Annotated in this window: 16 protein-coding genes; 10 read left to right on the forward strand and 6 right to left on the reverse strand. The window is 63.5% G+C overall.

Annotation, left to right across the window (positions count from 1 at the left end; all coding sequences use genetic code 11):
* The 6 genes from AC1D0N_RS16935 to motA form a co-directional block, all read right to left on the reverse strand.
* Entirely contained in the window at positions 1-438 is a 438-nt protein-coding gene (locus AC1D0N_RS16935; RefSeq protein ID WP_477245795.1) for a hypothetical protein, read from the reverse strand.
* Positions 435-1,517 carry a flagellar biosynthesis protein FlhB gene (flhB, locus tag AC1D0N_RS16940; protein ID WP_477245797.1) on the reverse strand — a complete coding sequence of 361 codons (1,083 nt, stop codon included), beginning with the start codon at positions 1,515-1,517 and terminating at the stop codon, positions 435-437. The genes AC1D0N_RS16935 and flhB overlap by 4 nt, the downstream gene beginning before the upstream one ends.
* A gap of 80 nt (positions 1,518-1,597) precedes the next feature.
* Positions 1,598-2,614: a flagellar motor switch protein FliG gene (locus AC1D0N_RS16945; RefSeq protein WP_477245799.1), complete on the reverse strand. Its 1,017-nt coding sequence runs from the start codon at positions 2,612-2,614 to the stop codon at positions 1,598-1,600.
* Between the two features lie 44 nt (positions 2,615-2,658).
* A complete protein-coding gene (fliN, locus tag AC1D0N_RS16950) occupies positions 2,659-3,045 on the reverse strand; it encodes a flagellar motor switch protein FliN (RefSeq protein ID WP_477245801.1) in 387 nt (128 codons plus the stop codon).
* A 34-nt stretch (positions 3,046-3,079) separates the two neighbouring features.
* Positions 3,080-4,015 carry a FliM/FliN family flagellar motor switch protein gene (locus AC1D0N_RS16955; protein WP_477245803.1) on the reverse strand — a complete coding sequence of 312 codons (936 nt, stop codon included), beginning with the start codon at positions 4,013-4,015 and terminating at the stop codon, positions 3,080-3,082.
* 53 nt (positions 4,016-4,068) lie between these two features.
* Positions 4,069-4,944, reverse strand: coding sequence for a flagellar motor stator protein MotA (motA, locus tag AC1D0N_RS16960; RefSeq protein ID WP_112559342.1), 876 nt, complete (start codon positions 4,942-4,944; stop codon positions 4,069-4,071).
* A gap of 143 nt (positions 4,945-5,087) precedes the next feature.
* Between motA and AC1D0N_RS16965 the strand changes: the two genes are divergently transcribed.
* The 10 genes from AC1D0N_RS16965 to AC1D0N_RS17010 all read left to right on the forward strand — a co-directional run bounded on the left by AC1D0N_RS16965 (position 5,088) and on the right by AC1D0N_RS17010 (position 14,005).
* On the forward strand, positions 5,088-6,899 hold the full coding sequence (locus tag AC1D0N_RS16965; RefSeq protein ID WP_477245805.1) for a DUF1217 domain-containing protein: 1,812 nt from the start codon (positions 5,088-5,090) through the stop codon (positions 6,897-6,899).
* Between the two features lie 7 nt (positions 6,900-6,906).
* Positions 6,907-7,629 carry a flagellar basal-body rod protein FlgF gene (gene flgF, locus AC1D0N_RS16970; RefSeq protein ID WP_477245807.1) on the forward strand — a complete coding sequence of 241 codons (723 nt, stop codon included), beginning with the start codon at positions 6,907-6,909 and terminating at the stop codon, positions 7,627-7,629.
* Between the two features lie 4 nt (positions 7,630-7,633).
* Positions 7,634-9,052, forward strand: coding sequence for a flagellar protein export ATPase FliI (gene fliI / locus AC1D0N_RS16975; protein ID WP_477245809.1), 1,419 nt, complete (start codon positions 7,634-7,636; stop codon positions 9,050-9,052).
* Entirely contained in the window at positions 9,039-10,199 is a 1,161-nt protein-coding gene (locus AC1D0N_RS16980; protein ID WP_477245811.1) for a hypothetical protein, read from the forward strand. Before fliI ends, AC1D0N_RS16980 begins: the two co-directional genes overlap by 14 nt.
* Before the next feature lie 90 nt (positions 10,200-10,289).
* Positions 10,290-10,670 carry a flagellar basal body rod protein FlgB gene (gene flgB / locus AC1D0N_RS16985; protein ID WP_477245812.1) on the forward strand — a complete coding sequence of 127 codons (381 nt, stop codon included), beginning with the start codon at positions 10,290-10,292 and terminating at the stop codon, positions 10,668-10,670.
* A 2-nt stretch (positions 10,671-10,672) separates the two neighbouring features.
* Positions 10,673-11,089 carry a flagellar basal body rod protein FlgC gene (gene flgC / locus AC1D0N_RS16990; RefSeq protein WP_477245814.1) on the forward strand — a complete coding sequence of 139 codons (417 nt, stop codon included), beginning with the start codon at positions 10,673-10,675 and terminating at the stop codon, positions 11,087-11,089.
* Positions 11,089-11,424 carry a flagellar hook-basal body complex protein FliE gene (gene fliE / locus AC1D0N_RS16995; protein WP_477245816.1) on the forward strand — a complete coding sequence of 112 codons (336 nt, stop codon included), beginning with the start codon at positions 11,089-11,091 and terminating at the stop codon, positions 11,422-11,424. The genes flgC and fliE overlap by 1 nt, the downstream gene beginning before the upstream one ends.
* A gap of 11 nt (positions 11,425-11,435) precedes the next feature.
* Positions 11,436-12,224, forward strand: a complete 789-nt coding sequence (gene flgG, locus AC1D0N_RS17000) for a flagellar basal-body rod protein FlgG (RefSeq protein ID WP_477245818.1) — start codon at positions 11,436-11,438, stop codon at positions 12,222-12,224.
* Positions 12,225-12,230: 6 nt separating this feature from the next.
* Positions 12,231-12,767 (forward strand): flagellar basal body P-ring formation chaperone FlgA, encoded by a 537-nt coding sequence (gene flgA / locus AC1D0N_RS17005; protein ID WP_477245820.1) that lies wholly within the window; start codon positions 12,231-12,233, stop codon positions 12,765-12,767.
* On the forward strand, positions 12,764-14,005 hold the full coding sequence (locus tag AC1D0N_RS17010) for a flagellar basal body P-ring protein FlgI (protein WP_477245822.1): 1,242 nt from the start codon (positions 12,764-12,766) through the stop codon (positions 14,003-14,005). Before flgA ends, AC1D0N_RS17010 begins: the two co-directional genes overlap by 4 nt.
* Position 14,006 lies beyond the last annotated feature (1 nt).

The following is a 14,006-nucleotide window of genomic DNA, read 5'->3' on the forward strand; positions in this document are numbered from 1 at the left end:
TCAGCCAAAGGCGAGCGGTTCGGTCTTGCGGATCCGCGCCTGCTCGATCACCGCCTCGAGCAGGGCCGTGTTGTGCTCGGGGTCCTCGCCAGGCTTCTCGAACGACACGTAGTTGACCACCACCGATGCCTTGTGCTCGCTCAGGGTCAGTTGGAAATAGACGGTGACGCCGGGTGGCCTGAGTTCCAGATCGAGCACGATGCGCGGACTGCCGCTCCAGTCGACATGGGCCTCGCCGCCATGGCCGAGCCGCAACGTCCCCGGCAAGAAGAACAGCTCCACAGCCGAATCCACCAGATCCGACAGGCAGGCGAAATGCTCCAGCCGGATGAAGGCGATGTAGTCGGCGACATCGATCAGCCGCAACTCGTCCACCACCTGCTCGATGGCGTTGGCGACGATGATCTCGCGGGATTTTGCGTGCGGTTGGCGGTTCATGAAATCTGTCTGCGCTCAGCCTTTTTCGAGTAGACGATCCGCACCAGTTCGGCGACGGCCTGGTAGAATTGCGACGGGATCACGCTATCAACCGAAACTTGCTTGTACATGGAGCGGGCGAGCGCCACGTCCTCGAAGATCGGGATGTTGTGCTCCCTGGCGATCTCGCGGATCTTGAGCGCCACCAGATCCTGGCCCTTGGCCAGCACAACGGGGGCCGCATCCTCGTCGCGGACATATTTCAGGGCGATCGAAAAGTGCGTCGGATTGGCGATGATCAGCGTCGCGCGCGGTACCGCCGTCATCATCCGCCGCCGTGCCCGATCGCGCGCCAGCGACCGCAGCCGCGACTTGATGATCGGATCGCCTTCGGCCTGCTTCATCTCGTCCTTGACCTCCTGCTTGCTCATGCGCAGATCCTGCCGCCAGTGGAAGCGGGACCAGACGAGGTCGACGGCAGCAATCAACGCCATGACGAAGACGATCGCCACCAGGATATCGACGGCGATCCCCCTGATGACGAGACTGAAAGCGACCGGGTTGGTGATCATGCCGGTCAACAGCTTGCGGTGGTCTTCCGACAGCGTGAAGACAAGCACGGCGATGGCAAAGCCAAGCTTGCCCAGCGATTTCAGGAACTCGACCCAGCCCTGAACGCCGAACATCCTGTTCCAGCCCTTGGCTATCGAAATTCGCGACAATTGCGGCCTGATCCGCTCGCCGACGAATTGCGGCATGTTCTGGAACACGGAGGCGCCGACACCGGCCACGACCAGCAGCACCAGCAGGCTGACCACGGCTCGACCGACCTCCATGATGACGGTCTTGTAGAGCGCAATGACGTCGGTCTCGGTCTCCATCGGCCACGCCTCCGGCTTCTCCAGGAACATCGACAGGAACGTGCCGAGATCGACGATGGCATCCTTGGCGTAGAAGACGGTGAACACCAGGATGGCGACGAAGGAGGCAAGGATCGCGGTTTCCCGGGAATGGGGCAGCTTGCCCTGTTCGACGGTGTCGCGGATCTTCTTTTCAGTCGCGTCTTCGGTTTTCGAGTCTTTGTCGACTGCGTCAGCCATTTGGTGTCAGCCGCTTTGAGCAATTCCAGGAAAAGTGTGAGCGGTTTTCCGTCCGGAATTGCGAAAAAAGAGATGGAATGTCAGGCCGCTTCGCTCTGCTGCGATGAGGGAAGCTCGAAGGCCCCCTCGCGCGAAAGCCGGATCGTCGTCACCGAGACTGTCTTGCGGGCCGCCATGATGTCGGCAAGCGCGATCCCTTCCGAGCCCTGTCCGAGTTCGGCTTCGATCATGCGCCGCGACCGCGCGCCGATCGCCGAAAGCACCGCTTCGGTCAATCCGGGCGGCGCGCCGCGCAAGGCCAGCGTGACCAGTTCGGTCGACAGCCCGTCGAACAGCAGCACGCGCGCCTTCTGGGTGAGCAGCGGCAGGTCGTCGAAGGAAAACAGCCGCGACCTGACGCCGCCGAGATCGGGCGTGCCGGCTTCTTCCAGATCCTGCATGACCTCTTCGAGTTGTGGCTTGTCCATCTCGTTGAGCAGGCTGGCGACACGCGCCTGTCCGGCCGATGTATCCTTGGTCGAGGTTTGCGCCAGTACGCTGTTGCGCAGCTGATTTTCGACGATCTTGGTGGCCGCGTCCGGAACGCTGGCCAATGTCACCATGCGCTTGATGATCTCGCTGCGCATCGGCTTGGTCATGGTCAAAAGCACATTCGCCGCCGCTTGCGGCGAAAGCTTCGCCAGCACCATGGCCGCGGTCTGCGCATGTTCGCCGGCAAGGAAGGTACCGAGGCGCTCCGGTTCGAGCTTTTCCAGCTCGGGCCAGATCGGCGGCGGACCTTCCGGCGCGACCTCGAACCGTTTGTCGCCCATGATGGCGCTCATTTCTTCCGGCGACAGCGATTCATTGAGGATGGTGTCCATCCTGTCGGCGGAATCGAGCAGCCCCGCGCCTTCGGTAAATTCGGCTTCGAATTCGGCGACGATGCGTTCGAGATCGCTTTGCGGAATGGTGCGCAGCAGACGCGCACCCTCGATCAGCGCCTTCAATTCTTCCTGCTTGAAGAATTTCAGCAGCCGACTGGCCGAGGGCTTGCCCATCGCCACCAGGATGGCGGCGGCCTTTTGCGGGCGCGTCAGCGTCATCAGCGTCGTCATGCCATCCGCTCCCACCGCCGGTGACCCCACGCGTCGTTCATGCCTTAAGAGCCCTTTGCCGCTGCGATGATTTCGGTCAGCCTGATGCCGAAGCGCGATGGATCGCTTTCCAGCACGGTGATCTCGCCGCGCGCTATCTTGCGGCCATTGACCACCACGTCGACGGGTTCGCCAATGCGGCGGTTCAGCGCCACCGTCGAGCCCTTCTGCAGCGCCATCAGCTCCGACACCGGCATCTCTGTGCTGCCAAGGATGATCTGCACGTCGACGGGTATCGTCATGATGACGTTCGAATTGGTGCCGGAAGCTGCCCGGAAGGCGGCGTCGGGCCGCTTTTCCTCTTCCTGGAGAACGCCGCGCAATTCCTCGATGGCCCGGTCGAGCTGTTCGTCCGGTTGATCGGGTTCGGCTTCCACCTTGGTCTTGGCCATGCGTCGTCTCCAAAAAGCTCAAGCTCGCCCGGCGTCAGCCTGGCATAAGCCCATCGATGAAGTCCTGTCCGGCGTCGTAAGGGTGCCGGATGCGGACGGTGTAGTTTTGTCCCAGCTTGCCGAATTCGCACACGAACAACGTCTTGTCGCGCGCGCTCAGCTGCGCTTGCGACTGCGCGGTCTCCTCGAATTCGATGACCTGGCCGGCCTCGAAATCGGCGATATCGCCAAGTGTCAGCCGGGCCAGCGGCATGGTCGCTTCGAGCGTCACCGTCGAGCGCATGACCTCTTCCGAAAACCGTGCCCGCCAGTCGGAATTCACGCTGTCGGCCTCATTGCCGTTGGCCGCAATGCCGCGGGTCGCCAGCAGAATGCGCTGCGGGATCATCACCGTGACCGTTCCGGTATCGGTCGGCGTCGAGATACCGAAGACGATGCGAACCGCGGCACCGTCGCGCAGCACGCGGCGCTTGGCCTCCATGCCGGACATCGCCCGCGGCACCGGCAGCCGCAATTCCAGCGACCGGCGGCCCGATCCGTTGAGCGCCTGCGCAACCTCCTGGAACACCATCGTCGCCACATCCGTCTCGATCTGCGACAGATCGCGCTCGATGGGTGATACGGCCAGATCCGGATCGCCTCCGAACAGCGCGCAGACCATGACCGCGATCGCCGGTGAATCGATGACCAGCGTCATCGCATCGGAGGATGTCGGCGAGGCAATGATGGTCAGGGCAAACGTCTCGCCGGCATGCGCGCGCGCATCGGGGACGCGGCTGACTTCGACCGCCCGCAGGTCGACGGTGACCGGAGCGCCAAGCTCGTTGGCCAGGCTTTTTTGCAGCAACGGCAGCGCGCGTTCGCCCATCGACCGGCCGGTTCCGATGACGTGGGCGGCCTCGCCGCTGTCGCCGACCAGACGCTCGATGATCAGGGAACGGGTTTGCGACGGGCTGCCCGGGCTGGTCATGACGGCGCGCGGCCCCGTCTTTTGTCACCCATGTGTCTGTTGTCGCGCATGGCTCAGGCCGCTTTCTTCTCGGCGGACGCGGTGTTCATCGTGCTCTGCTCAACGGCGTCGATCGTCGGCCGTTCATAGGAAGAGATGGTCTTGCGGCCGAACTCGATCGCCACCTGCGGCAGCGCGCCGTTCATGTAGGCCAGCAGCGTCTGCTTGACGATGATGTAGAGCCGGTTCTTCTTCTCGCGCACAGTCTTGATCTTGGTGGCGACCGGCCCGACCACCGCATAGGACAGGAAGATGCCAAGGAAGGTGCCGACAAGGGCGGCGCCAATCAGGCCGCCGAGGATTTCCGGCGACTGGTCGAGCGCGCCCATCGCCTTGACCACGCCGAGCACGGCGGCGACGATGCCAAGCGCCGGCAGGCCGTCGCCCACCGCCACCAGCGCATGATAGGCCTTCATCTTGTCGGATTTGATGGTCTGGATTTCCTCGTCCATCAGCGCCTCGATCTCATGCGAGCGCGCGTTGCCGATGATGATGATGCGGCAGTAGTCGCAGATGAAATGCGTCAGATCGTGGTTCTTGAGCACGGTCGGAAAGGCCTGGAAGATCGCCGATTCCTCCGGATTGTCGATATGCGCCTCGACCTCGCTGCGCGACTTGGAGCGCAGTTCGCGCATCAGGCTGTGCAGCACGCCAAGCGTTTCGAGATAGTCCCGCTCCTTCGGCACCGCCTGCTTGAAGGCTTCCAGAATGCCTTTGCCGGTATCCTTGACGGTCTTCATCGGATTGGCGACGAGGAAGGTGCCAAGTGCCGCACCGCAGATGACCACCGCTTCCCATGGCTGCATCAGCACGTGAAGATGGCCGCCCATGGCCATGAAGCCGCCGAGAACGCAGCCGAGCGTCACCACAAGTCCGATCAGAATGCCCACGAACGGTCCTTCCGCATTTCAACGAGATCAACGGATAGTCCTCGTGCCTTGTGTGAGGCTTGAATCGTGCATCGCGAACCGATTCAGCCTCGCGCAAGCAAGTCGGCATACTCTGCTTCTAAAGCTGCGACCGGAGGCATGTCGTGTTGAGCACTTTTACCAGCTACCAGCTCATCGCCAGGGACATCCCCAAGGCGATCGACGGCGTCGAAGCGCAGCCGATCACCAAGCGCGACACGGACTACTATCTGGCCAACATCGGCAGCGTGAAAACGATCGACGATTTCGTCAAGAACACCCGCCTGTTCACCTATGCCATGAAGGCCTTCGGCCTCGGCGACATGGCTTACGCCAAGGCCTTCATGGTCAAGGCCCTGAAGGAAGGCGTGTCCGACTCCGACAGCTTCGCTAACAAACTGTCCGACAAGCGCTATGCCGAGTTCGTGAAGGCGTTCAATTTCGCGGCCTTGGGGGAGAATGCCACGAGCTACAATCCGGCGCAGCAGGGTGTGACCAACAATTATAGCGTTCAGGTCTCGGCCGGCGTCTCGCAGAGCGGCTTCAGCTACTACAAGGGCGAGACCTCGTACTATCTGAGCAATATCTCCAACGTAAAATCGATCGACGACCTGCTGGGCAATGACCGCTTGCTCACCTATGCGATGGCCGCATTCGGGCTCGACGCCGACAGCGAACCGGCTGCGACCGTGCGTGCGATGCTGGAAGGTGGCGTCACCGATCCGAACAGCCCGGCAAACACGTCGACCAACAAGGGCTATGCAGCCTTCGTCGCTGCCTTCGACTTCGCCCAATATGGCGACCAGGCAACGGCGCGCGACGCCGTCCAGCTGGCGGTTCCAAAGGCTGTCATAGGCGGGACCGGATTGGTGCTGGTCAAGCCAACCGCGCAATACATCAAGGGCGAGGCTGACTATTACGCGGCAAACATCTCCAAGGTGAAGTCCATCGACGATCTCCTGAAGGACAAGCGCCTGCTTACCTTCGCCATGGCTTCATATGGTCTGGATGCGTCGACCGAAACGGCCAAGCAAATCCGCACCATGGTCAATGGCGGCGTCACCGATCCGTTCAGCCCTGCAAACCTGTTGTCCGACAAGAGCTACGCCAACTTCGTCACCGCCTTCGACTTTGCCCAATATGGCGATCAGACGACCACGCGCGACGCGGTGCTGAAGATCACGCCGAAGCTTTATACGACCGAGTCCAGTCTAGGCCTCATCAAGCCGAATGCGGACGCTGTCCAGGCCGAGACCAGCTACTACCTCGCCAACATCACCAAGGTGAAATCCATCGACGATCTGATGGCCGACAGCCGCCTGTACAATTATGCGCTGTCCGCCAGCGGGCTCGATCCGGCAACCACCAACACGGATCTCGTCCGCGACGTTCTGGAGGGCGGCGTCAGCGATCCCGACAGCGTCGCCAACAAGCTCAGCAACAAGGCTTACGCCAGGCTCGCCACCTCGCTGAATTTCGAGGCTTACGGCGAAGCGGCAACGACCCGCAGCTCGTCACAACAGCCGGTCGTCGACAAATACATGCGCCAGACGCTGGAAGAAGATGCCGGCAAGACCAACGAGGGCGTGCGGCTGGCGCTCTATTTCGAGCGCAAGGCGTCGACCATCACCAGCTGGTACGACGTTCTGGCCGACACGGCACTGTCCAGCGTGGTGCGCACCGCGCTCGGCCTGCCCGATTCCTTCGCCTCCGCCGACATCGACAAGCAGGCGCAGGCCTTCGAGCAGAAGCTCGACCTCACCGATTTCACCGACCCGGCCAAGCTCGAGAAATTCCTGACCCGCTTCACCAGCCTGTGGGAAATCAGTCATCCAACCTCGACGGCATCGACATCGGTCGGCGTGCTGTTTGCCCAACCGACCTCTGCCGGCATCTCGACCGATCTGATGATGGCCATGCAGAAAATGAAATTCTGAGAGCACCATGCAGGACAGCCTCTACGTCGCCCTTTCATCGCAGATCGCGCTCGAGCGCCGCCTCGACACCATCGCCGACAATGTCGCCAACGCCTCGACCATCGGCTTTCGCGCCACCGGCGTGAAGTTCGAGGATGTCGTCTCCGGCACCGGGCCGAAGTCGGTGTCCTTCGCATCGACAGGCAACACCTATCTTTCCAGCGCGCATGGCGCGATGACCGAGACCGGCAACCCGTTCGACTTCGCCATCCAGGGCGACGCCTGGTTCGCCATCGACACGCCCGCCGGCACCGTGATGACCCGCGACGGGCGTTTTTCGATGAACGAGAACGGCGAACTGATGTCGATCGAGGGTCACCCGGTGCTTGATTCCGGCGGCGCGCCGATCCAGCTCGATCCGCGCGATGGTCCGCCCAAGGCGGGCGCCGACGGCTCACTGCGGCAAGGCGACAAGCTTGTCGGCGCCATCGGCCTCTATGATTTCGACCCGGGGCAGAATTTCGTCCGTTACGGCAATTCGGGCATCGTTCCCGCCCGCGCGCCCGAGCCGGTCACCGACCGCTCCGATATCGGCGTTGCGCAAGGCTTCCTCGAGGAATCCAACGTCAATCCGGTGCTGGAAATGACGCGTCTGATCATGGTTCAGCGCGCCTTCGAGAACACGGCGGCGCTGATGCGCCAGACCGATGCGTCCACTGACGACGCCATCAAGACGCTCGGCTCCAAGTAGCGGCATGTCGACCGGCCCATCGATACGCGCGCTCGAAAAACTGCCCGAAGCGGTGCCGGAAGACCGGCTTGCCGCGCTGGAGCGGATCTGGCGCCGTTTCGACGACACCGAGACATTGCTGCGGCGCGGCGGCCGCGTCGCCGAGGTTTCTTCCACGCACTACAAGGTACGTGGCCTTTCCGAAGTCGCCAGGTTGGGCGATCTCGTCGAGCAGCGCGGCCATGCCGGCACGCGCCGCGGCGAGATCGTCAAGATCGGCCGCGACGAGGTCGTCATCGCACCGTTCGAACGCAGCGCCGATGCCGGCATCGGCGACGCCGTGTTTCGCCGCGGTCCGCTGACGGTGACGCCGCATGCGTCATGGCGGGGGCGCGCCATCGACGCGCTCACCCGCGTCATCGACGGCGGTCCGGCCTTGATCAGGAATGACGGCACTTCAAGCGGCGATGGCACGACACCAGGCGCCATGTCGCGGCAGCGCGTCGGCACCTCGTTCATGACCGGTGTGCGGGTCATCGACATCTTCACCCCGCTTTGCTTTGGCCAGCGCCTCGGTGTCTTTGCCGGCTCGGGCGTCGGCAAGTCGACGCTGCTCGCCATGTTGGCCGGGGCCGATGCCTTCGACACCGTTGTCGTGGCGCTGATCGGCGAGCGTGGCCGCGAGGTGCGCGAGTTCCTCGAGGATACGATCGGCGCCGAAAGCATGGCCAAGACCGTCGCTGTCGTTGCCACCAGCGACGAAAGCGCCATGATGCGGCGGCGCGCGCCTGACACCGCCATGCGCGTCGCCGAGCATTTTCGCGACCAGGGCCACCGCGTGCTTCTGGTGCTGGATTCGATCACCCGTTTTGCCCATGCGCTGCGCGAAGTGGCGACGGGAACCGGCGAGCCGCCGGTGGCGCGCGGCTATCCCGCCTCCGTCTTCACCGACCTGCCCAAACTGCTGGAACGCGCCGGACCAGGCGTCGAAGGCCCAGGGATCAAAGGCCAGGGGTCGATCACAGCCATCATTTCGGTGCTGGTCGACGGCGACGACCACAACGACCCGGTTGCCGATTCGGTGCGCGGCATCCTCGACGGCCATGTCGTGCTCGACCGGGCCATAGCCGAGCAGGGCCGCTATCCGCCGGTCAATCCGCTGTCGTCGATTTCCCGCCTTGCCGACAAGGCATGGAGTGCCGAGCAGCGCATGCTGGTAACCAGGCTGAAGTCGATGATTTCCCGCTTCGAGGACACGCGCGACATCCGCCTGCTTGGCGCCTATCAGGGTGGCGCCGACGCCGAACTCGACATCGCGGTGCGCCAGGTGCCGCTGATCTACGAAGCGTTGACGCAGTCGCCCAGGGATCGCGCCTCGACCGATCCATTCTCCGACCTCGCCCGTCATCTGAAAGGCAAGCAAAGTGTCGATGCAGGAGACTGAGCTTCAGTACACCGAGCGCCTTTTGCGCGAGATGATTGCCGAGGCCGCGGCTGCGGAAGAAGCGCGGGCGAACGAAGCGAAATTTGCCAAGGCAAAGGCTGATCGCGCCAAGGCGGCCAAGACCGAGGCGGTTCTGGCCAGGGCAGCCAAGCCATTCTTACCGAGAGTGGTCAAGCCTGCATTGCCCGAGCCTGCTTTGCCCGGGTCCGCCTTGCCCAGCCTGCCCGAGCCTGCCCTGCCGGGCATAGCCAACCTTGCCTTGCCGGGCCGGGCCGGGCCATCCATGCCCGTCGTAGTCAAGCTTGCCTTGCTCAGCGCGCCCAAGGCTGCTTTGCGCAGTGTGACCAAACTCGCATCGCGCAGCGTAGCCAGGCTAGCCAAGCCCGCCTCGCGCAGCGTGGCCAAGCCTGCCTTGACAGGAGAGGCCAAGCTGGCTTCTCGCGGAACAGTCGAACCTGCCTTGCTCGACGTCGCCAAGCCTCCATTGCCCAGTGCAGCGAGGCCCTCCCCTCCCAGCCCGCCGAGGCCTCCATCGCCTAGGGCTCCTCATGCCGAGCTTGTCGACGCGATCGCCGCCAGCCGTGACTCCCTTCTCGACGGGCTCTTTCCAGTCACCGAATGGCCGCAGCCGCCAAAGACGCAGTTTCCCAGGCTGAAAAAGAAGGATGATCGGCGCAGCGATTTCGTCTTCGCCGCGCTTGGCATCACGCTCGGCCTGATTTGCGCGCTGTTCCCCTGGTATATCTTCTTCAACCAGGACCAGTTCGGCGTCCAGGCCATCAAGTTCGGCGGCAGCGGTACCAATGCCGGACGCACCGCCGGTGGCTCGCAACTGGAAAATGCCGGCGCGCCGCTGACGGCCAAGGATCTTCCTCCTGATGTCGATCTGCTGGCCACCGGCACGCTGCAGGACACCACTGTGAATCCTCCCGGTGTCGACGAACAGCCCTTTCCGGCCGACGTCGGGAAATTTCGCGTGGTCCATGTCGCCAACGGACGCGCCATGATCGAGGACGACGCTGGCCTGTGGATCGTCCAGCGTGGCTCGAAACTGCCGGATTCCAGCATCGTCTCGTCGATCGAGCAACGCGGCGGCAAATGGGTTCTGGTCACCAGCACCGACCAGGTGATCGAACTCTCCAAGTAGCAGCCCCTTCATGCTGCGCGGTGTCCGGCTCCGCGCAAGGCCCGCGCAAGACTGGCGGCCTAGTCTCTGGAAACCTGCCCGGAGATTCCCATGGAGCCCGTCAACCTTTTCGATCTCGCTGCCAAGCAGTCGCAGTGGCTGGCTGTGCGCCAGTCCGCCATTGCCAGCAACATCGCCAACGTCAACACGCCAGGCTACACCGCCGGCGATGTCGAACCCTTCGACAAGGTCCTCGACCGTACGGCCGTGTCGCTCAACGCCACCCAGGCCGGCCATCTCGGCAGCGCGGCGACCAATGCCGGCTTTGCCGTCAAGCCTGAGGAAACCACCGGTTCGATCATGCCGTCGAAGAACACGGTGGTGCTGGAAAACGAGTTGATGAAGGCTGGCGAAGTTCGCCGCTCCTTCGAGCTCAACACCGCGATCGTCAAAGCATTCCATTCCATGATGATGATGGCTGTGAAGAGCTGACCATGGACGCATTGACCGCAGCCCTCAAAGTCGCAGCATCCGGTCTCGGCGCCCAGTCCGAGCGCTTGCGTGTTGTCTCGGAAAACCTCGCCAATGCCCAGTCGACCGGTGACACGCCCGGCGCCGATCCCTATCGCCGCAAGACCATCAGCTTTGTCTCGCAACTCGACCGGTCTTCCGGCGGCTCGTTGGTCGAGGTCAGTTCGATCGACCGCGATCCGGCGGCCTTCCCCGTCGAATTCCAGCCCGGCAACGAAGCCGCCGACGACAAGGGCTACGTCAAGATGCCCAACGTCAATGTGCTGATCGAGATGGCCGACATGAGCGAGGCCAACCGCTCCTACGAGGCCAATCTGCAGGTCATCAAGCAGGCACGCGATCTGATTTCCATGACCATCGACCTGATGAGGAACCAGTAATGATCGGCGGCATTGGCAGCATCGGTGCACTTCAACTCAAACCTGAAATCGGCGGCACCGACGCGGCGACGAGCCTGTTTCAGGGCGGTGCCGCTCCGCTGGCCGGCACCGACATCGGCACCACCTTTGCCGAAGCGCTCAGCCAGGCCGCGTCGAAGACGGTCGGCACCTTGCAGAACGCCGAGCAAGTATCGCTCCAGGCGCTCAAGGGCGACGCCGACACCCGTCAGGTCGTCGATGCCGTCATGAGCGCCCAGCAAGCGCTCCAGACCGCCGTCGCCATCCGCGACAAGGTCGTTTCCGCATATCTCGAAGTCAGCCGCATGGGCATCTGAGGAACCTCGCTATGAAAGCACTCGCCATCGCCGCCACCGGCATGAATGCCCAGCAGACCAATCTGGAAGTCATCGCCAACAACATCGCCAACATCAACACCACCGGCTACAAGCGCGCCCGCGCCGAATTTTCCGACCTGCTCTATCAGGTCGATCGCACGCAAGGCGTGCCCAACCGCTCCAATTCATCGCTGGTGCCGGAAGGCGTCTCGATCGGCCTCGGCGTCAAGACCACGGCCGTGCGCAACGTGCACACCCAGGGCGAACTGACCAGCACCGGCAACAGCTTCGACATGGCGCTCACCGGCCGGGGCTGGTTCCAGATCGAGGGCGCCGACGGCGGCACCCTCTACAGCCGCGCCGGTGCCTTCAACACCAATGCCACCGGCCAGCTGGTGACCGTCGACGGTGCCAATGTCATTCCGGCCATCACCGTGCCGACCGATGCGATCGAAGTCATCGTCAACAAGACCGGCCAGGTGTTCGCCCGTATCGATGGCCAGACCGACCTCCAGCTGCTCGGCCAGCTGCAGCTCGCCAACTTCGCCAATGAAGCCGGTCTCGCGCCGCTCGGCGACAATCTCTTCCAGGAGACGGCGGCTTCAGGCCCGGCCAATGTCGGCGTGCCCGGCGACCCCGGCGTCGCCACCGTCCAGCAAGGTTATCTCGAGGCGTCCAACGTCGATCCGGTCAAGGAAATCACCGAGCTGATCTCGGCGCAGCGCGCCTATGAGATGAACTCCAAGGTCATCCAGGCCGCCGACGACATGGCCTCGGTCGTTTCCAAGAACATCAGGTAACAGACGATGTTCAAGCCGGTCTCTCGCCCTGCATTCCGCCGCGCCGCGCTGCTCATCGCGCTGGTGGCTGGCGGCATGCCGGCCGTTGCCCAGGAGACCACAGACCAGACCGCAAACCAGTCGGCCAACCAGATCGCCAGCAACCAGGCCGCCGGCGATGTCGTGCTGATCCCCAACCGGGTCATCTATCCCGGCGAGACCATCGAACCGGGCGCCCTCAAGCAGGTGACGCTCATCCCAGGCAAGCACAGGCCGGATGCCGTGGCGACCAATGCCGACGAGCTCGACGGCAAGGTCGCCAAGCGCACGCTGCTGCCCGGCCGCTACATCCCGGTCGCCGCCATCCGCGAGGCCTGGCTGGTGGAACAGGGTGCGGCCGTGCAGGTCTATTTCATTGCCGGCGGCCTCACCATTTCGGCCACCGCCGTGACGCTGCAGCCAGGTGCTGCCGGCGATCTCGTCAAGGTCCGCAACATCGACAGCGGCAAGATCTTCTCGGGCACGGTAATGGCCGACGGCTCGATCAGGGTCAGCGCTTCATGAGGCGCGGACTTGTCCTTGTGCTTGCAGCGGTGCTTGGCCTGCAGCCGGCGCTGGCCGACGGGCTGACGCCCAAGCAAAAGCGCGAGCTCGCGGCCAAGAATGGCGGCGCCTTCAATGACCCGGAATACGACCCGGCAACCACCACCCGCATGTTCAAGGTGTCGAACGGACCAAGCACACTGCCGCCCGGCCAGGTCGCGTCGCGCATCAAGGACATTGCCCAGCTGCAGAGTTCCCGCGACAACCAGCTTGTCGGCTACGGTCTGGTCATTGGTCTTGCCGGATCGGGCGACAGCCTGCGCAACTCGCCCTTCACCGAACAGTCGATCCGCGCCATGCTCGAAAATCTCGGCATCGCCACCGAGGGCGGCAGTGCGCGAGCCAAGAACGTCGCCGCCGTCATCGTCACCGCCAACATGCCGCCCTACGTCCAGTCGGGAGCCCGCATCGACATCGATGTCTCCTCGATGGGCGATGCCACATCGCTCGCCGGCGGCACACTGGTGATGACGCCGCTGAAGGCGGCCGACGGCGAGATCTATGCCGTAGGACAGGGATCGGTCATCGTTTCCGGTTTCACCGCCCAGGGCCAGGCCGAGCAGCTGACGCAAGGCGTGCCGACGGCCGGACGGGTGCCGAACGGCGCCATCGTCGAACGTGCCGTCCAGGCCGAATTCGAAGATCAGGCTTCACTGACCCTGCAGCTGCGCAATCCCGATTTCTCGACCGCCGTTCGCATCGCCGACGCGGTCAACGACTACACCTCCCAGCGCTTCGGCATGCGCGTGGCGGCAGAGCGCGATGCCCGCACGGTACAGATCAGAAGGCCGAAGAATGTTTCGGCGGCCCGCTTCTTTGCCGAGATCGAGAACCTGGTCGTAGAATCCGACACGCCGGCCCGCGTCGTCATCGACGAGCGCACCGGCACCATCGTCATCGGCAATGAGGTCAAGATCTCGCGCGTCGCCATCAGCCACGGCACGCTCACCGTGCGCATCACCGAGCAGCCGAAAGTCGTCCAGCCGGAACCCTTCTCCAAGGGCGTGACCGCGGTCGAGCCTTTCACCACCATCGAGGCCACCCAGCCCGACGCTCGCGTCGCCGTGCTGGACGGACCCGACCTTCAAACGCTTGTGTCCGGCCTCAACCGTCTCGGCGTCAAACCGGATGGCATCATTGCCATCCTGCAAGGCATCAAGTCGGCCGGCGCCCTGCAGGCCGATCTGGTTCTCCAATAGG

This window comes from Mesorhizobium sp. P2_E10 (assembly GCF_056404235.1).